The sequence below is a fragment of the Longimicrobium sp. genome, from assembly GCF_036280135.1.
Lineage (GTDB): Bacteria > Gemmatimonadota > Gemmatimonadetes > Longimicrobiales > Longimicrobiaceae > Longimicrobium.
Genome location: NZ_DASURI010000069.1, coordinates 1 through 19490, shown reverse-complemented (window position 1 = coordinate 19490; position 19490 = coordinate 1). Strand labels below are relative to the sequence as shown.

Below are 19490 nucleotides of genomic sequence, written 5' to 3'. Positions count from 1 at the left end.
GTGTATCACACTCCATCCAATCCCACAACAACAGTCGGTAAATGGATGTCATTAAGTACACGAGAACGTCTGTCGTTCACCGCATTCTCTACTCCACCCGGTGCCCTGCCCCCTGCAAGGCAGCGATGGCGCGGTCCAGGTTCTCCGCCTTGACCATCAGGTAGTCCGTGTCGTACGTGCTGACGGCAAAGAGGGGGATGCCGGCCGCGGCCAGCGGCGCCGTCAGCGCGGCCATGATGCCCGTCAGGGCGAAGTCCAGCGGGCCGGCCACCACCATGCATCGCCAGCCCGGCTCGTGACGAACGCCGTCCGGCACCGCGTCCGCGCGGCAGACGACGGACAGCTCGTCGCCCGTGCGGGTGACGGACGCCGGCTCGCCCGTCCACGCCCACGCGGGCACGGGGGCATCCGCCGAGAGCCGGCAGACGGCGAGCGTGTCGGCGAGGAGCGAGAGGTTCAGCGCGGGCGATTCGGCCATGGGATGCATCAGACGCAAAAGGGGCGCGTGGAGCGGATGGCTCCACGCGCCCGGAAGTTCGATGGCCGTCCCGCCGGCCGCAACCATCAACCGCGCGTGACGGCGGTCAGCGGGCGGCTTCGGCGTCGGCCTGGGCGGCGGCGGCGCGCTCTTCATCCGTCGGCGCGCGGATGCCGATGCGCTCCGCCAGCCACGCGTACCGGTCCAGGCGCGCGCCCGTCGTGAGCCCGTGCCGGGCATCGTACCACCGCACCGTGTGCGACGGGCCGGCGGCGCGGTGCAGCTCCTGGGCCTTCCACGCGGGGATGAACTGGTCGCGCAGGCCGTTCTGGAACAGCACGCTTCCCTCGCGGATGCGGCCCACGTAGTGGATCCCCTCCACGGGGCGCATGGCGGCCGTCCAGCGCTGCCAGTCCGCCTCGGGCATGTCGGACAGCATGGAATCGCGCTGCCCGTCCTGGTCGGTGAAGTGCGAGACCGATCCGCCGTCCGGCACGAACAGCACGTACGCGGCGGGGCGCGGGTCCACGGCGGCGTACATCGTCCCCACGGCGGCGCCGTAGCTGCCGCCCACGAAGGCGATGCGGGCCGGGTCCACGTCCGCGCGGGCCAGCAGCAGGTCCACGGCCCGCTGCAGGTCCACGACCACCTGCACCTGGTCCGCGCTGTCCGACGGGGTAAAGGTGAGTGACGGCTCGCCGGGCCGGCGGGCGAACGGCGCGTCGATGGCCACGACGACGGCCCCGCGCCGGGCCAGCCCCTCGGAGTTGCGGGCGGACTGGCGCGCGCTTCCCGGCGAGCCGTGCATGGCCACGATCCCCGCCTTCTTCCCGGGCCCCTGCGGCACGAACAGCAGCCCCGTCACCCGTCCGCCGCGCGGGCTGACGAAGCTGATGGCGTGCGTCTCCAGCCCGTCCTGCACGGTTTCCAGCGAATCGCGCAGGTCCAGCGGCGCCGCGCGGTCGTACGCAAAGGTGCCCGCGGCGATGGCGTCCCCGTGCGACGCGGGGGCCTGGGCGCACGCGGGCGCGGCGGCCAGGGCCAGCAGGGCGGCGGCGATGGAGCCGCGCGCCAGGGAGAAAGCGATGCGCATCTAGGTCTCGTCCGGATCTATGTGGGTGTGTCTTCATGGGAGCGGAACCGCACGTCGGCTCCGCGCCGGTCTGCATCCTGCCCGAGCTCGTCAAAAGCCCGGGACGCGGGGTCCTACGGTCGCGGCCGGGGCTGCGGGCCGGCCTGCGCGGGCGGCGGCGGGATCTCCGGGCCGGCCTCGTCCTCCGGGCCCGGCGCCCGGGTGCCCACCTTGTCGCTCAGCCACCGCAGCTGGTCCACGTACGCGGCGGGGTTCAGGGCGTGCGCCGCGTCGTACCAGCGCACCTCCGTCCGCACGCCCGCGGCGGCCGCGTGCAGCGCCTCCGCGCGTGCCGGCGTGACCACCGGGTCCTGTCGCCCGTTCTGGAAGAAGAGGGTGCCGTTGGCGTTGCCCACGAAGCGAAGGCCCTCGATGGGCTGCATGGAGGCCAGCCAGGCGCGCGCCTGCTCCTCGCGCCCTGGCGGCGGGGGCGGCGCGTCCGGCTCGGTAAAGCGGGTGGTGATTCCGCCGTCCGCCGACGCCAGGATGTACGTGGTCAGCCGGCGCTCCACGCCCGCGAACAGGGCGCCCGTGGCGCCGCCGTAGCTGCGGCCCACGTACGCCAGCCGCGCCGAGTCCACGTCCGGCCGGCTGAGCAGCACGTCCACGGCGCGCTGCAGGTCCACGATGAGCTGTACCTGTTCCACGCTGTCCCGCGGCGTGAGGGTCAGGGGCCCGCCCTCGCGGCGGTTGAACGGCGCATCGATGGCGATGACGACGGCGCCGTGCCTGGCGATGTAGATGCCGCGGCCCGTGAACGCCTCGGAGTTGCCCGGCGCGCCGTGCGCCAGGACGACGCCCGCGAACGGCCCATTGCCCTGGGGAACAAAGAGCCGGCCCGTGACGCGGCCGCCCTTGGGGCTGGCGTAGCTGATGGCCTGGACGTCCACGCCCTCGCGGGTTTCCAGGGGCCGCGACTGCAGGTCCAGCGGCGCGGCGCGGTCGTACCGGAACAGGTCCAGCGGCAGCGGCTGCTGCGCATACGCGGGCGCGGCGGCCAGCGCGGCCATCAGGGGAAGCGCCGCGCGGGCGGCGCGAAGGCGGCGGACGATGGGCGTCGGCACCGGAGGGTCTCCTGTTGATGGGTCGGGTGAGCGTCCCCGCCGCGCGTCCATCGGCGGCGTCGGGAGGTTGGACGCCGGGACACGCGTCGGGGTTTCCCGCGGGAAATTAACAGCCGATGAAATTGTCGACAACCCCGGAGGTGCGGCAATCCGTCGGCCGGGGAATACCGTGCAGAATCCATCCGTCCGACGAGGTGCGGGCATCCCGTCTGAGCGGGTGAACCCGCCGCTGGGACAGCCATAAGCCCCGTCTCGCGCCGACGCGCTCCGCGAACGAGGCTTCAACCGATTACGCGCGCCGCCACCCGGCGAGGGCACCGGTTTCCGGCCGGTGCGGGCGATGACCCACCAGACGTGAAGCCCCGCGTCGTGCTTCGGGGCTCGTAAGAAGTGTATACCCTCTCCGCGCAGTGTGCGGGAGAGGGTGCGAGCATAAGCGAGCGGGTGAGGCCCTCTCAGTGCTGCGGGGCGCTGCCGTGCGGCGTGGGGAGGGCGCGCTTGGAGGAGAGCACGTCGTCGGGGGTGTCGCGGCGCTGGTCGGGGCCGGCGGAGCCCACGTGGAACCCGTCGCCGCGGCGGCGGATGTAGTAGCGCCGGCCCCACGGGTCCATCATGGCGTCCTTGCGGCCGGGAAACATGCGCGCCATCACCCGCGGCAGGTCGCGGTCCTGCGGCGCGTGGCCGGTAATGCGCGACTCGTACTCCACGTAGCCCGACACGCTGTTCACGCGGTCCTGCGTGGTGGCGCGGCGGATGGGATCCACGGCGAACGCCACGTGCGGCATGGCCCGCGTGCGCAGCTGCGGCACCAGCGCCACGACGACGATCCCGGCGAGCACCAGCTTGATGAGCCCCGCCGCGAGGTTGGCGGGCGAGAAACGGACGCGGGAGATGGACACGGCGACGAAACGAAGCGGAGGAAGGATGGCGAGACTCTGCTACACCGATCCACAGCAGCCATAAACATCCATTTCACCCGCCGATCGCGCAAGGGATTCCATCGGCGAAGCCGGTCCCGCTATTCCCTATTCCCTGTTCCCTATTCCCTGTTCCCTGCCCTCCGCCCGCGCCTCGCGCGCCTTCTCCGCCAGCCGCTCGCGGATGCGCGCCGCCACCACGTCGATGCCCGCGCGGTTCTGCCCGCCGCGGGGGATGATGACGTCGGCCCAGCGCTTGGTGGGCTCCACGAACTCGAAGTGCATGGGCCGCACGGTGGTGAGGTACTGCTCGATGACGGAGTCCATCGTGCGCCCGCGCTCCTCGATGTCGCGGCGCAGGCGGCGGATGAACCGCACGTCGGCGTCCGTGTCCACGAAGATGCGCAGGTCGAACATCTCGCGCAGCCGCGGCTCGGCAAAGAGCAGGATGCCGTCCACGAGGATCACGTCGCGCGGCTGCACGGGGATGGACTGCTCCGCCCGGGTGTGGCGGGAAAAGTCGTAGACGGGCTTCTGGATGGGCCGGCCGGCGATCAGCTCGTGCAGGTGGTGCACGATCAGGTCGTTGTCCAGCGAGTCCGGGTGGTCGAAGTTGATGGACGCGCGCTCCTCCAGCGACATGTGCAGCAGGTCCTTGTAGTACGCGTCGTAGTCGAGGAAGACGGCGCTGTCCAGGTGCAGCGAGTCGTAGATGCGACGCGCCACGGTCGTCTTGCCCGACCCCGTGCCCCCCGCGATGCCGATCAGGAACGGCTTCATCCCCTGCCCTTGCTTGGTGCGTGTCTGGCGGACGCGGCGCGCGGTCCCGTTCCGCCGCCCTCCGGCTGACTTGGGATAGTGGACGGCGGGCGGAAAGGCAAGTGCGAAGGGGCGGTGAGGGTCCGTCCTCCGCCCCTGTCCGCGGGGGCGCGATCCGCTCGGACCGCGGCCCCGGTGGAGAGGACATCTTGCGGCGCCGGGCGTCAGCGCCAGAAGGCGAACAGGAAGAGGGAGACGATGAACAGCCCGTAGAGGATCCAGTACACCACCACCCACGGACGGGCGCTGGGCGGATAGTTGTCGAAGTCCAGCTCGTTCAGCAGCCGGCTTACCCGGCCGTCCGGCGGCGGCGGAATGTCCCCCTTCCGCAGCCCCGACAGGTACTGCGAGTACAGCACGCACACGATGATCATGACGACCACCAGGATCCAGCCGACGTTCGGATTCATCGTTCCCCGCGGATGTGGCGCCGGCCCGGACCCCGGGCCGGCGCGAAGAGCCTGGTCACGGGCGCGTCCGCGCCCCGTGCCCGCCGTTTGGGCACCGGGCCGGCTTCACGGCCGCATTCCCTGGAAGGTAATGGCGTTGTACGCGTCGCGCAGGAACTGCCGCACGCCGTAGGGCGGCGGCGCGGGACGGGAGCCCAGGTTGAAGGTGTACGACGCCTCCACGTGCCCCGTCACGGGCGAGGGAATCTTTACCAGGCTGCGGGCCGCGCCCAGGCTGGTGGTGGTGCCGCTGGGATTTCCCGTAAAGCATCCTCCCGCCGCCAGGAAGGACATGCATCCCCCCGCGGCCGGGCCAAAGAAGGCGCCCTGCGAGTCGGACCGGCCGCCCTCGATGCCGCCGCTGGCGTCCAGCCCCGACGCGTAGCCAATGCGGAAGTAGCGCCCCTCCTCGTCGCCCGACGTCCAGTGGCCCACGCCCACGGTGATCCCCACCAGGGGAATGGCCACCGTGCCCGTGCCCCCCACGAAGATCACGGGGCACTGGATCTTCCACCACTGACCGTACGAGTCCTGCCGGGCCCCGACCTCCCGCTCCCGCGCGGGCACGTACTTGCACTCGCCCCCGTCGGCCGAGAAGCCGAACGGGTCGCGGAACAGCACGGGGCTGTTGCGGGCGTAGGCGTACAGGTTCACGCCCCCCGCCAGTCCGATGGGGTCCTCGCTGATGAACCGGCGCAGGAACGGGTCGTAGTCGCGGGCCCGCATGTGGTACAGGCTCAGCTCGTCGTCCCACGGGCGAGAGGCGTACTGCAGGTCGTTGGGCACCTGCTCCCGCACAAAGCGCAGCTCGCCAAAGGGCGTGTAGTCGTACCGGTTGGCCAGCGAGCCGTTGGGCCGCACGAGCCCCACCACGTGCCCCGGCTCGTCCGTGAGGTAGTAGTACACGGAGTCGTTCTGCACCATGGCGTGGGGCCGGTCCGTGCCCGGGTAGTACGAGTACACCCGCGTGAACGCGCCGTCGGGCGCGATCTCCGCCAGCAGGTTCTCGCCGTCGTACAGGTAGTACGTCACCCCCGAGCTCCCCGACCTGCGCACCCGGCGCCCGCCGGCGTCGTAGCCGTACTCGGCGCCCGTCTGGGTGGCGTCGTCGTTGCCCCACGCGAGCTGGCCCAGGCTGTTCCAGTAGAACTGGCTGCGCTTGTAGGAGCCGTCCAGCGAGATGACGTTTCCGTCGGCGTCGTGGTCCACCCACACGGACCGGTAGCTCTGCAGCCGGTTCCCGGGAAGCACCACGGCCCCGCTGTCGGCCGGGTTGCCCGCGCGGTCAAAGGGCGAGTCCCAGTCTTCGCCCTGGCTCCACATGCCGCCGGCAAAGACGCCCGTGCCAAACCGCTGCAGCTGTCCCCGCCCGTCGTAGTCGAACCACTTGAAGCCCGTCTGCGCGGCGTTGTAGCGCTGCAGGGGGCGGCCCATGCGGTCGCGAACCCAGTTGCCGCCCAGGGCCGCGTTCACGCTGTCGGGCGTGTAGGTGATGGAGCGCAGGGCGTGCAGCCGGTCGTACTGGCGCGTCATGGTGGTGGTGCCCACCGTGGTGCCCGTGAGCATGCGGTCGGCGTTGTAGGAAAAGACGGCGCCGGCGTTGAAGACCCGGTAGTACGCGTACGGGTCGTACTCGTCGTCGCCGTACAGCCAGTCGCCGCCCACGGAAAAGTGCTGCAGCTGCCCCGACGTGTCGTACGAGTAGTTCACGGACCACAGGTTCAGGCAGTGCTGCTTGCCGTGCTGGTTGGCGCCAAAGAGCACGGAGCAATGCTGCGCGTCGTCCCAGTACCAGTCGCGCCCCCGCTCCGTCTGCACCCGCATCATGGTGCGGCGCGCGCCGGAGTCGTAGCCGTAGGTGCGCTGGTACCGCTGCCCGTTGAGCCAGGTGACGGCCTTGACCGTCTGGCCCGCCTGGTTGAACCAGGTGGTGTCGGTGGCCTCGGCGTTGCTGGCGGCCGTCCACAGCCCCAGCGAGTCGTACGCGAAGGTGGCCGTGAGTCCGTCGGCCGTGCGGGTGACCACCTGCCCCAGCGCGTCGTACGCGTAGGTCACCGGCAGCCCCCGGCGGTCCACGGACCGTACCACGTTCCCCGCTTCGTCGTGGTACATGCGCCGCGTGCCGGGCGCCGGCGTGAGCACCTCGCGCGCCCAGCCCAGGGCGTTGTACCGCGTCTCGTAGACCTGGTTGCCGGGAAGGATCACCCGGTCGGGATACAGGCCGTCGTACCCGTAGCGCACGGTGTCGCCGGCGACCACGTACACGCTGTCGCGGTTGAGGGCGTCGAACCACGCGCTGGCGGTCTGGTTGCCGCCGTTGGTCAGGGTGCGCGGCCGCCCCAGCCCGTCGTAGGTGAACGACACGCGCTGGCCGGCCGTGTCGCCCACCACGGAGTCCGTGTTCATGGCACCCGCGGACGCGTAGTAGACGCGCGTGTAGTGCCCCTGCGGGTCGATCACCTGCGTGACCCGGCCCCGGGTGTCGTAGGTGTAGCGGGTGAGGGTGGACGAGCCCGCCAGCCCCTCCGTCTGCACGAGCCCGCGCGAATCCAGCGCGAGCACCTGCGTAAAGGTGCCGTCCGAGATCTCCCGCACCTGGTTGAAGGCGCCGTATCGGTACCGCAGCGTGCGGCTGGCCGTGGCGTCAAAGACGCTGTCCAGGTTCTGTCCCGTCCACCACCAGTTCATCACCCGGCCCGCGGGGTCGCGGCGGTAGGTCACCTGCCCGTGGGGCGTGTAGTTGATGACCGTTACCCGCCCCCGCGGCTCCGTCACCTGCTCCGGGCCCCACTTCGAGAGCCGGTACGCGGTGCTGAACCCCCGCGCGTCCGTCACCACCAGGTCCGTGCCCAGCACGAGGGGCGCCGGGGACGAGGCCGTGCCCGTCCCCGCCGGGGGAACGACGGCTTCCTCCACGGAGCGGTAGCGCACGGTGGGGCGCACGGTCTGCTCGGTGCCGTTCCGGAGCACGGGGACGCCCGGCATCTGCAGCGAGTCCAGCATGCCCGTGGCGTGGTAGGCCAGCGTCCACACCCCGCCCCGCCGGTCCTGGTGCGTCACCAGGCGGTGCGCGGCGTCGTAGGTGGCGCGCAGGGCAAACCCGTTGCCCGGGTCCACCACCTGGGCCAGGTCGCCGCTCGCGTTCACCGTCACCTGGGTCACGCGGCCGCCCGGATCGGTGATGGTGGCCAGCTTGCCCGCCGTGTTGTAGCCAAACACCAGCCGCTTGCCCACGGGGTCCTGGATGTATCCCAGGCGCCCCGCGGCATCGTACCCGTAGCTGGTGGTGTTGCCCACGCGGTCGCGCACCCACAGCAGCCGTCCCGCCCCGTCGTACTGCTCGCGGGTGCTGTCGGCGAACGAGCGGCGGTACTGCCCGTTGTCGGGGCTCAGGGTCCCGAATTCCCCCTGCGGCGTGGTGTACGGACAGGTGGCGCAGGACTTTTCGTAGAACACCGCCGTCCCGTCGCCGCGGGCCAGGAGAATGCCGTTCTGCTGCACGTACAGCCGGTGCACCCCCGCCACGGTCCACCCGGCGCCGAAGGGGCTCGCGACCTCGTTGAGCACGACGAAGCGCAGGCTGAGCGTGTTCTGGCGAAAGCTCCCCCCGGGGTAGACGGCGTCCACGATGGCGGTGTAGGTGTACGCGCCCGTGGCCAGCGACGAAGCATCGAACTGGGCGCCCAGCACGCGCGAGCTGGTGCCGCCCTGGTAGTGCATCTCCGTCTGGCCGTTGACGAACGTCACGTACGAGTTGTCGGGCCGGCGCAGCCGCAGCACGTACGAGACGGGGACCTGGTTCACGGACACGTCCGTGACGCTCACCTGGACCAGGGCGCGGGGCACCACCTGGGCGCTCGTGTACACGAGGGTGGCCGCGCGGGGGGCGTCCATGCTGTAGTACGCCGGCGTGCTGTACGACGCGCGGCCCGGCACGCTGGCGAACGGCCGGTTGTCGTCGTGGGTGGCCAGCAGGTACAGGTACGGCTGGACGGGGGCGTCGGAGGGGGCGTCCCCCGCGCCGGGGCCGCGGACGGCCGGTCCCCGCGGGGCCGGCGTGGGGTCGGGCGGCGCGGCGGCGGCGCCGGCGCGGGGCGTGGCCAGCAGGGCGAGCCCCGCCAGCGCGACGAGCGCGCTCCTGCGAGTGGATCCGTAAGGCATGAGGGAATTGTGAGGAGGAGAGGTTCCGGGCACGTAGCCCGTCCGGGAGGATTACCCAATCTTCCGTACCGCACGCTAAAACATCCGGTTAAGGCCTGTCAATGCTCATCAACGTGTGTTTTGAAACGTAGATCATCTTATATATTCGCTCTATGTCCCTATAGTATCGATATGTGCACTGCCGGTCGGGGCGTGCCTGGAGGAGGGATGGACCCGGGCGTCGCTTCACACCCCGGCCGGGAGCTCGTCGCCACGCTCTCCTGCACGATGACGGCGTAGTTCTCCAAGACGCGGTGGCGCCGTCCACGTGGGTGCGGTACGCACATCCGGGCGTCATTCGTCCCAGCGATCGTGTTCCATCCGCCACACGGATCGTGCGCGCCGGCGGACCGAAGAATCGCGTCGCGAGTCCGGCACGATCCCGCCCGTGCACGTCCGCCCCGACAGCAACTCGGCGCACGGGTGAGATCATGCCGGATCCGGGTAAACCGTGATTGCCGCGCGCGGGATGGCTCTACCAAAGGATTTCACACGGGGCCTGCGGCCAACGGAGGAAACGGTAACGGATCGAAAGAAAACCGTTGACTCCGTTGGCCGCAGGCCCCGTGTGGGAATGCTGTTTCTTGCTCCCGCTTCAATATCATGCACTCCGGCGGCCAGTTTCTTCGGTCGGCGCGATCCCACACGGGGATGGATCCAGGCCGGCGCCTCGCTCGGGATGACGGCACGGACAGGCGACAGACTCGAGGTCCATCCCGCGGCCGCCGTCAGGATGACGCATCGCGGACGCGGGCCTCTCCGCCTCAGAACACGCGTGCCTCCCAGTACGACTCCACGCTGTCGGGGAGCTTGTCGAGAAAGTTGTACTTGGTGTAGTACTCGATGTTGTCCACCGTGGTCTTGTACGCCGTCCACGCCTGGCCGATGATGCCCGTGGTGTTGGGCATCATCACCGCGATCACCTGGATGCTGCTGTTGGACGTGGCCTGCGACAGCCCCTGCCCGTACGGCATGACGACGGCGATCTTCCACGTGTGCGTGGGGATCACCACCTTTCCCGCCCCCAGCAGCGTCCCCGCGTTGCCCCGCCCGCCGGCGATCACGTAGACCTCCTTGTTCTGGTTCTGCGCCAGGTCCTGCAGGTACGTCTCGAACGCGAGCCACGGGCCCCCGTTCAGGTCGTGCCGCTGGGGCAGGATGTTGGTCATCACGAACGTGGCCTTGTTGTCGTCCGTGGACCAGGTGCGCTCCTCGCTGCGCACCATGTGGCCGCGGTCGTAGCCGCCGTTGGTGTAGTCGCTCGTCGCCACCCGGTAGCAGCCACTGGGCAGCCCCGCGTCGGACGTGAACGTGCTGCTGCGCGCGGCATCGCCAAAGTGCGTCTTGTTCAGGTTCCAGCTCACCCAGTTGGGCCCGCCCTGCGCGCAGTTGTACGACAGGCTGTGCGTGCGGCGGTGGATCACGTAGTCGTTGGACGTGCTCGCGTCGAACGGCGTGCCGAACGCCACGTGGCTGCGGTACAGCGCGGACGGGTACGTGTAGTACGACGGATCGGACGCGGGCACGGCGGTAAGGGTGCCCGCGTCCGGGGCGCACGCCGCCAGCACGACGGGCGCCAGGACAAGGAGCAGGAACGAACGGCGGAACGGCAGACCACGCATGCGGCAGCTCCCGGGTGGGGTGGGATGGAACAGGGGGTTTGGGCAGGACGGGGGAGAACCTATCACGCCGTGTCGGAAAAGGAAGGAGACGTCCGTCACAGCGCTGAAACGGGAAGGGGAGATTGCGGCGAGCGTCGACGCGGAAGGGGCGCGCTTCCGGCCGGGCAGGAGCAGAGGGGGGACCGGCAGGCAAAACGAGGCGGCCGGCCACCCGGGGCGGGGTGGCCGGCCGTGTTCTCGGCGTGGAAGCGCGCGCTCAGGTCGTCGCTTCGCTCCCCGGGCGGCAGTCCAGGGTGGCATTGCGCTGCACCGTCACGGCGTACTGCCCGTTCTCGGCGATGCGGATGGCGATCTCGCCGTGCACGCTCGTGCAGTACGTCTCCGTCTGCGGCAGGCCCAGGATGGCGTTCAGCGCGTTCTGCCGCGGGTGGCTGCGGCCGTTGGCGCTGATGACGGCAAGGCGCGGCGCCGTGTGCGCCAGCCACGCCGACGCCCCGCGGAACCCGTCGTCGAACACGGCGTTGTTGGCCCCGTGGTGCCCCACCTTGAGCGCCGTCACGTTCCCCGTGAGCGCGGCAAAGCCGGTGCGCCAGCGCGCGTTGGCCTCCATCTCGCCGTCGCCCGTGAAGAACATGCGGAACGAGCCGCGCGTGAGCGACGTCCCCAGCGAGCCCTCGTTGAGCTCGTCGCCGCTGGCGTTGGCGTTGCCCAGGTAGGTGGGCAGGGGCGGGATCACGGAAAGGGTGCCCCCGCCGAAGCCGAACGGCAGCGCCGTCACCGCCGCGGGCACGACGACGGAGTCCGCCCGCGCGCCGGCCGCCGAGAGCACCGTCTGGTACCCGCCGATGTTGGCGCGCTGCTGGCCGTTGTAGACGAACCAGCCCGTGGGGATGGCGTTCAGCACGGGGGCCAGCCCCGCGTAGTGGTCGGCATGGGCGTGCGTGAGCTCCACGAAGTCCAGCCGGGTCACGCCCAGGTCCCGCAGCCGCTGCAGCACGTAGCCGGGGTTGGACGCGTCTACGCCCTGGGGACCGGCGTCGATGAGCCCGTGGCGCAGGCCGCTCCCCGTGCTGTCCGTGAGCAGGATGGCGTCGCCCCCGCCGCCGGACTCGTTGTCGCCCAGGTCCAGCAGGCGCACGATGAGCACGCGGCTCCCCGCGAACGTCAGCGTGAAGGGCACGCTGGCCGTGGAGGTGGCCGTGCCGTTGCGCGCGGCAACCTGCAGCGTATAGCTGCCCGGGCTCGTCACGGTGCCGCCCGTGAACGACGCGCCGTTGAGGGTGGCCGAGTACGAGCCCCGGTCCACCGAGATGCCGATGGAGACGGAGCCCGTGTAGCTGCCCCCCGCCGTCACCCCCGTGACGGTGATGACGGGCGCGGCGGATTCGGGCGGACCGGACGGCGACCCGTCGCAGGCGGCAACGGCAAGGAGCGCCAGGACGGCGGCGAGCGGACGTAGCAGCATCGGAATTCTGAATACAGGTGCAACGGAGTTTGGCCGTAAGTCTAACCAATCCAGGGGGTTCCACACCAGATTCGGCACCGTTGGCGCCGTCGAACGTCTTCCCCGTAACGAATCCGCGGCGAAACGCCGTCCACGCCTTGACACGCGGACGCCGCTCCCCTACCGTCCGCGCGCCGCGTGTGCGCACGCGGCGCACCATCCGGTAACCCATCTCCCAGGACACGAATGATTCGCATTCGATTCGGGTCCGTTGGATTGGCCCTGGCCGCCGCGCTGTTCGCGGCGGCCTGCAGCGAATCCACCGGCCCGGACGGCGCGCCCACGGACCTCACCGTACGGGTGTACGTTGACGCGGACGGCTCGGGAACTTTCAACGCGGGCGACGCCCCCGTCGCCGGCGCCACCGTGACGGCGGCCGGCGAGGACGGCACGGGCGCCACGGCCACCACGGACGCCCAGGGCGCGGCCACGCTGACGGGCCTGGAGCCCGGCACGTACGCCCTGTCGCTGGGCGGCAACGCCCCCGCGGGCGCCGTGCTCACCACGGCCAGCGAGCCGCTGTTCACGGCCACGGCGCAGGGCGGCGCGGCCACGGCCGAGTTCCGCTACGCGTACTTTCCCGGCAGCGTGGGCGGCGTGCTGTACCGCGACGACAACGCCAGCGGCCAGTTCGAGGCCGGCGCCGACCAGCCGGCGGCCGCCGTGGTCGTGAACCTGTACGCGGGCGGCGCCGCCACGGGCACCCCCCTGGCCACCGTGGCCACGGACGCCGGCGGCACCTGGTCGTTCTCGGGCCTGCGCCCGGGCCAGTACACGGTGGAGGTCGTTCCCCCCCAGGGCGTGACCATCGTGGACGGCAACGCCCGCCAGGTGAACGTCCCCGCGGCCGGCCCCGCCACCGTGAACATCCGCTTCACGGGCAGCCTGCGCATTCCCGTGGCCCAGGCGCGCACCCGCGCCGCCAACAGCAGCGTGACCGTGGAGGCCATCGTCACGGCCGGCCGCGGCCAGCTGGGCGCCCGCAACTTCTACGTGCAGGACGCCACGGGCGGCATCCAGGTCTTCCTGCCCTCCACCAGCACCGTGGCCGTGTCGCCGGGCGACAGCGTGCGCGTGTCGGGCACCATCGGCCTCTTCAACGGCGCCGTGCAGATCCAGGGCACCGTGGCCGTGGAGGTCCTGGGCACCGGCACCCTTCCCGCCGTGCGCAGCGTGAACGGCCCGGAGGTCATGGAGCGCACCTACGAGGGCCAGCTCGTGCGCGTGGACAGCCTGGAGGTCACCTCCGTGCCCGCCAGCGGCACCAGCGGCAACATCGGCGTGCGCACCCCGCAGGGGAACACGTTCCAGCTGCGCCTGGAGAGCACGGCCAACGTGCCGCTAAGCACCTTTGCCGTGGGCTCCGTCTACACGGTCACGGGCGTGCTGGACGTGTTCGTGAGCGGCACCACCACCACGCCGCAGCTCAAGCCCCGCGGCACCTTCGACGTGGCCCGCACCTCGCCGCCCTCCGTGGCGGGCGCGCGCCTGCTGCCCGCGGGCAGCGTCACGACGGTCACGGGCGTGCTCACCACCAACGTGGGCGCCTTCAGCGTGAGCGGCTCCGGCGCCGCGCAGGTGGGCAACTTCTACATCCAGGACGCCACGGGCGGCATCCAGGTGTTCGGCGGGCTCGTGTCCGCCGGGTTCGCGCCGGGCGACAGCGTGCGCGTGACGGGCACCGTGGGCCTCTTCAACGGCGAGGTGCAGATCAGCACGCCCCTCACGGTGGAGGCCCTGGGCACGGGGACGCTGCCGGCGCCCCGCGTGGTGACGGGCCGGGTGCTCACCTCGCGCGCGTACGAGGGACAGCTGGCGCGCATCGACGACGTGGTGATCACGGCCGTGGCCGCGCAGAGCTCCGCCACCAGCAGCTTCAACGTCACGGCCCGCGCCCCCGACGGCACGGTGTTCACCATCCGCGCCGAGGGCCGCACCAACGTGGACGCCCCCGCGTTCACCGTGGGGCAGACCTACGACATCGTGGGCATCCTGTCCGTGTTCGGCGGCGTGGGGCAGATCAAGCCGCGCAGCACCGCCGACGTGACCGCCGGCTGACCCGCTAACTGAGAGAATGATGAAGCTGAGACACTTCGGGGGGTGGGCGCCGGCGGCGCTGCTCGCGGCGGCCGTGCTGGCCGGCTGCGAGCCCGACACGGCCCCGCCCTTCACGATCGAGGAGACGGGCTCCATCGAGGGCCTGCTGTACTACGACGCCGACGAGGACGCCCTCTTCGACCCCAGTGACGGCGACCGCGCGCTTTCGGGCGTGGAGGTGCGGTTCACCGTCCGCGGCGACACGGCGCAGATCTACAAGACGGTCACCAGCGACGCCCAGGGGCGCTTCGAGGTGACGGGGCTGCCGGCGGGCACGCACAGCGCCTACATCCGCGCGGCGTCGCTGCCCGCGGGCGTGGTGCTGTGCACCAACCCCCTGGACGTGACGGTGGAGCCGGGCGTGACCCGCTTCTTCCGGCTGCAGACCCGCGGCGGCTGCCTGGTGCTCATCTCCGTGGCCGAGGGCATCGGCAGCGGCAACGCGGTGGTGCGCGGCATCGTGACGTCGGCGCCCAACATGCTGCGCTCGGGCGGCGACTACACCTACATCCAGGACGCGTCGGGCGGCATCCGCGTCTTCGGCAGCTCGCTGGCCACGCAGGGCATCGAGGTGGGCGACCGCCTGGAGGTCTCCGGCGTGATCGCCGTCTTCAGCGGCGACTTCCAGCTGAGCCAGCCCGTCGTCCGCAGCATCACCAAGGCCTTTGGCACGGTGACGCCGGCCAACGTGACCACGGCGCAGATCGCCGCGGCGGGGCCCAACGAGAAGGACCCCCTGCAGGGCACGCTGGTCAAGGTGAGCAAGGCCAAGTTCACGGACGTCTTTGGCGCGGGCGGCATCAACAACCGCAACGCCATCATCAACGACGGCACGGGCGCCACGCAGATCCGCTTCGAGACGGGGCTGTACAGCGACGCGGCGGCCCTGCCGGCGGCGTACCCGGTGGGCCCCAAGTGCTACGACATCACCGGCGTGGTGGGCAACTTCAACGATGCCGGGCAGATCTTCCCGCGCACGCGGGCGGACGTGGTTGAAGTCCCCTGCAGCTAACCGACACGGCGAAACTTTCGAGATGAAGAGCATCCTGAGAACGTGGGCCGGTGCGCTGCGCGCGGCCGTCTGCGCGGCGGCCGTGGCCGTCGGCGCGACGGCGGCGCCGCTGGCGGCCCAGACCACCACCGGCGAGATCCGAGGCGTGGTGTCGGACGACGAGGGCGCGCCCCTCGCCGGCGCGTCGGTCACGGCGCGCAACGCGGGGACGGGGCTGCAGCGCGCGGCCACGACGGGCGCCGACGGCGCGTACGTCATCCGCCTGCTTCCCCCGGGCACCTACACGGTGACGGCGGCGCAGATCGGCCGCAGCACGGGCACGCGCAGCGTGGCCGTGGCCGTGGGCGGCTCGGCCGTGGTGAACCTGCAGCTGGGGACGGCCACGCTGGCCCTGGAGGCGGTGACGGTCACGGCCACGGGCGCCGAGCAGGCGGCCGAGGGCGGCGTGACGCAGCTGGTGACCGAGCAGCAGATCCAGGAGCTGCCGGTGCTGGGCCGCGACTTTACCGACTTCATCAACCTGTCGGGGCTGGTGGCGCCGGACCCGGGCGCCACGACGGGCGGCCAGTTCAGCATCGCGGGCCAGCGCGCGTCGCAGACGAGCATCCAGATCGACGGCGTGGACGCGAACAACGCCTTCTTCGGCGAGAACCGGGGCGGGTCGCGCATTCCGTTCGCCTTCTCGCTGGAGAGCATCCGCGAGTTCCAGATCATCACCAACGGCTTCGACGTGGAGTACGGCAGCTACTCCGGCGGCATCGTGAACGTGGTGACGCGGGGCGGCACGAACGAGTGGCGGGGCACGGCGTACGCCAACTACCGCTCCGACGCCCTCACGGGGCGCAACTTCGAGGAGACGGAGCCCCTGGACGACTACCGCGTCACGCAGTACGCGGCCAGCCTGTCGGGCCCCATCCAGCGTGACAAGCTGTTCTTCCTGGTGTCGCTGGACGGACAGCGCCGCCGCGAGCCGCAGCTGCCCATCACCCTGAGCCGGTACGCGCCGGGCGGAGCGTCGGAGAACCCCGTGCTCTTCGAGCAGGTGCAGCGCTACTTCGAGGTGCTGGAGGACCGCTACGGCATCGAGAACGCGGGCTCGGGATACCAGTCGTTCTCCACCTCCAACGACGTGCTGACGCTGTTTGGCCGCCTGGACTGGAACATCAACGACAACCACCGGCTCACGCTGCGGCACAACTACAGCAACTACGACAACCTCAACGAGTTCGACGCCAACTTCGACTTCATCTACGGCCAGTCGCGCGCCGAGGCGTACGAGGGGTGGAGCAACTCCACCGTGGGCGAGCTGCAGTCCATCCTGGGGTCCAACACCTTCAACACCCTGCGCTTCCAGTACTCGGACGAGAAGCGGCCGCGCCAGGGCAACGACGTGCGCCCCTCGCTCATCGTGAACCTGAGCGGCGGGCAGCGCATCGGGTACGGCGGCACCTTCGTCTCCTTCTTCAACAACCTGGAGGAGAGCAAGTACCAGCTCATCAACAACCTCACCCACACCACGGGCGCGCACACCTTCAAGGTGGGCGGCAACCTGATGTGGACGCACATCTTCAACCGCTTCATCAGCAACGGCGCGGGCGAGTACACCTTCGACAACCTGGACGCCTTCGCGGCGGGCCAGCCGTCGTCGTACACGCGCTTCATCCGCCAGGGCGGCGGCGTGCCGGTGTCGGAGTTCGACGTGGCGGAGTGGTCGCTGTACGCGCAGGACGAGTGGGCGTTCAGCCCCAAGCTCACGCTCACGGCGGGCGTGCGCTACGACCAGCAGTCGTTCCGCAACGCGCCCGAGCAGGTGATCGGCGCCGAGCAGGCGTTCAACGTGGAGTCGGGCATCGCGCCCACGGACAACAACAACGTGAGCCCGCGCCTGTCGCTGGCCTACGACCTGAACGCGGACGGCCGCTCGGTGTTCCGCGCGGGCGCCGGCTACTTCTACGGCCGCGTGCCCTACGTGCTGGGCGGCAACGTGGCGGGCAGCGTGCGTCCCACGGTGCAGATCGTCTGCCGCGGCGACCTGGGCGACCCCGACGCGCCCCCCAGCCCCGTGAACTACCCCGAGTGGTCGCCGGGCGGCGGCGACAACCCCGAGCAGTGCGCCGAGGCCACGTCCACGACGGGGCTGCCCACCTACACCTTCTGGCAGCCGGACTTCGAGTTCCCGGAGACCTTCAAGGGCAACGTGGGCTTCGAGCAGGCCATCGGCCGGGGCACCAGCGTGTCGGCGGACCTGATCTACACGCGCAGCTACAAGCTGTACACGGTGCGCAACCTGAACCTGCGCCCCACGCAGTTCGCGCTGGCCAGCGAGGGTGGCCGTCAGATCTTCCAGCCGGAGGCCATCTTTGACCCCACGGCGTCGGACGCCACGGCCAACAGCGTGCGTTCGCGCAACAACCTGGAGTACTCGGACATCTACGTGAACTACAACGACGGCCGGTCCGAGGGCCTCACGGCGACGTTCAACCTGAACCACCGGTTCAGCGACGTCACCACCCTGGGCGCGTCGTACACGTGGACCCGCGCGTACGACAACTCGTCGTACTCGTGCTGCACGGCCAGCTCGGGCTACCAGGACCCGGACGTGGGCATCTACGGCCCCAACGACGTGGGCGGCATCGGCGACGAGGACAAGGCCTGGGGCCCCAGCTACTTCGCCCGCCGGCACACGTTCGTGTTCAACGGCGCCACGCGGCTGCCGCTGGGCATCCAGGTGTCGGGCATCTGGCGCATCCAGAGCGGCCGTCCCTGGACGCCGGAGGTGAGCGGCGACCTGAACGGCGACGGCGTGCGCTTCAACGACCGTCCGTTCATCTACGCGCCCGAGGACCTGCCCCTGTCGGTGACGGGCGTGGCCGCCGACTCCATGCGCGCGCTGTACAGCCAGCTGCTCAACGACAACGACTGCCTGGGCGACGCGGTGGGCCAGGTGATCGACCGCAACACCTGCCGGTTCCCGTGGAGCAACCAGCTGGACCTGCGCCTGAGCAAGAGCTTCAACACCACGCGCGGGCAGCGTGCGGAGCTCCAGGTGGACATGTTCAACGTGCTCAACGGCCTGAACAGCGAGTGGGGCCGCATCACGGGCGTGTTCGGCGCCAACCGCAACATCCTGGTGCCGGTGCGCTACGACGCCAACACGGACCAGATCCTGTACCGCGTGCCGGATACGTTCGGCCGCGAGGAGGCGCTGGGGGCCAACCTGCTGCTGCAGTTCCAGACGCAGGTGGGCATCAAGTACTACTTCTGATCCGCGGATCGGCGGTCGGATGACGGACGGGCCGCTTCCCCTCGGGGAGGCGGCCCGTCTCGCGTTCTCAACGACTGAAAAGAATCCTCACGCAGAGGGAGCAGGGGCAGCAGAGTACTTCACCGCGCGATGAAGTACTCTGCTGCCTCTGCTCCCTCTGCGTGAGAATGCAGTTATCTGTTTTGGGGAGCACAACGAAAAGGCGGGCCGGTCAGTGCGACGGGCCCGCCTTCAATCCATCAGCGCCAGGTGACGCTCGTGGCCATGATCCGGCGCATGATGCGCGTGGCCGTCCTCCTCCGCGTGCCGGGTAAGGGCCGCCAGCACCTCTTCGCCGTAGAACATGGCGATGTACTTGGCCTGCACGCTCGTCACCCGCCGCACGGCCCACACCAGCTCCACGTAGTTGGGCTCCGCCGGCTTGTGCATCAGGTGCATCCCGATCTCCTCGGGAAGGTGGCTGGCCTTGCGGTTGTTGCACGGCGAACAGGCCGTGGCCACGTTGTCCCACGAGTTCTCGCCCCCGCGCGAAAGCGGCATCACGTGGTCGCGCGTCAGGAACTCGCGGCCCCGCAGCTGGCTCTTGTGCCGGCCGCAGTACTGGCAGCGGTAACTGTCACGCGCGAACAGGAACGTGTTGGTCACCTGCCGGCGAAACCTGCGCGGCACGTGGACGAACCGCTTGAGCCGGATGACCAGGGGCGCCGCCACCCGCTCCTTGGCGGAGCGAAAGACGCGCGCGTGGTCCGCCTCCAGCACCTCCGCCTTGCGTTCGAACACCAGGCGCAGGGCCCGCTCCACCGGCAGGATGGTGAGCGGTTCGTACGATGCGTTGAGCGCCAGACACCCCATGTGCTGCCTCGTCTCCTGGTTCGCGCTGTGAGCGTGTACCCGTTCTTGCTTTGCGGCTCCGGCTTGGCTGTGAGTGGTT

13 protein-coding genes are annotated in these 19490 nt (G+C 70.4%); 3 read left to right on the top strand and 10 right to left on the bottom strand.

Annotation, left to right across the window (positions count from 1 at the left end; translation table 11 throughout):
* Positions 1–88: 88 nt before the first annotated feature.
* The 9 genes from VFZ20_RS02480 to VFZ20_RS02440 all read right to left on the bottom strand — a co-directional run bounded on the left by VFZ20_RS02480 (position 89) and on the right by VFZ20_RS02440 (position 12146).
* Positions 89–478, bottom strand: a complete 390-nt coding sequence (locus tag VFZ20_RS02480; protein ID WP_329682237.1) for an ACT domain-containing protein — start codon at positions 476–478, stop codon at positions 89–91.
* Positions 479–584: 106 nt separating this feature from the next.
* A complete protein-coding gene (locus VFZ20_RS02475; RefSeq protein WP_329682236.1) occupies positions 585–1571 on the bottom strand; it encodes an alpha/beta hydrolase in 987 nt (328 codons plus the stop codon).
* 113 nt (positions 1572–1684) lie between these two features.
* Positions 1685–2674, bottom strand: a complete 990-nt coding sequence (locus VFZ20_RS02470) for an alpha/beta hydrolase family protein (protein ID WP_329682235.1) — start codon at positions 2672–2674, stop codon at positions 1685–1687.
* A 455-nt stretch (positions 2675–3129) separates the two neighbouring features.
* Positions 3130–3573: a hypothetical protein gene (locus tag VFZ20_RS02465; RefSeq protein WP_329682234.1), complete on the bottom strand. Its 444-nt coding sequence runs from the start codon at positions 3571–3573 to the stop codon at positions 3130–3132.
* A gap of 126 nt (positions 3574–3699) precedes the next feature.
* Positions 3700–4371: a uridine kinase gene (gene udk / locus VFZ20_RS02460; protein ID WP_329682233.1), complete on the bottom strand. Its 672-nt coding sequence runs from the start codon at positions 4369–4371 to the stop codon at positions 3700–3702.
* A gap of 203 nt (positions 4372–4574) precedes the next feature.
* Positions 4575–4820, bottom strand: a complete 246-nt coding sequence (locus VFZ20_RS02455; protein WP_329682232.1) for a hypothetical protein — start codon at positions 4818–4820, stop codon at positions 4575–4577.
* 105 nt (positions 4821–4925) lie between these two features.
* Complete coding sequence (locus VFZ20_RS02450) at positions 4926–9020, bottom strand: RHS repeat-associated core domain-containing protein (RefSeq protein ID WP_329682231.1); 4095 nt, start codon at positions 9018–9020, stop codon at positions 4926–4928.
* 803 nt (positions 9021–9823) lie between these two features.
* Complete coding sequence (locus VFZ20_RS02445; RefSeq protein WP_329682230.1) at positions 9824–10681, bottom strand: DNA/RNA non-specific endonuclease; 858 nt, start codon at positions 10679–10681, stop codon at positions 9824–9826.
* A gap of 256 nt (positions 10682–10937) precedes the next feature.
* Positions 10938–12146, bottom strand: a complete 1209-nt coding sequence (locus tag VFZ20_RS02440) for a ComEC/Rec2 family competence protein (protein WP_329682229.1) — start codon at positions 12144–12146, stop codon at positions 10938–10940.
* Between the two features lie 225 nt (positions 12147–12371).
* Here VFZ20_RS02440 and VFZ20_RS02435 point away from each other — a divergent pair, with 225 nt between their 5' ends.
* The 3 genes from VFZ20_RS02435 to VFZ20_RS02425 are packed head-to-tail and all read left to right on the top strand — an operon-like array spanning position 12372 to position 18559.
* Positions 12372–14243, top strand: a complete 1872-nt coding sequence (locus tag VFZ20_RS02435; protein ID WP_329682228.1) for an SdrD B-like domain-containing protein — start codon at positions 12372–12374, stop codon at positions 14241–14243.
* Positions 14244–14259: 16 nt separating this feature from the next.
* Complete coding sequence (locus VFZ20_RS02430) at positions 14260–15294, top strand: DUF5689 domain-containing protein (protein WP_329682227.1); 1035 nt, start codon at positions 14260–14262, stop codon at positions 15292–15294.
* A gap of 22 nt (positions 15295–15316) precedes the next feature.
* A complete protein-coding gene (locus VFZ20_RS02425; protein ID WP_329682226.1) occupies positions 15317–18559 on the top strand; it encodes a TonB-dependent receptor in 3243 nt (1080 codons plus the stop codon).
* 231 nt (positions 18560–18790) lie between these two features.
* On the opposite strand, the gene VFZ20_RS02420 is transcribed toward VFZ20_RS02425, so the two are convergent.
* Complete coding sequence (locus VFZ20_RS02420) at positions 18791–19411, bottom strand: HNH endonuclease (RefSeq protein WP_329682225.1); 621 nt, start codon at positions 19409–19411, stop codon at positions 18791–18793.
* Between the last annotated feature and the right edge of the window lie 79 nt (positions 19412–19490).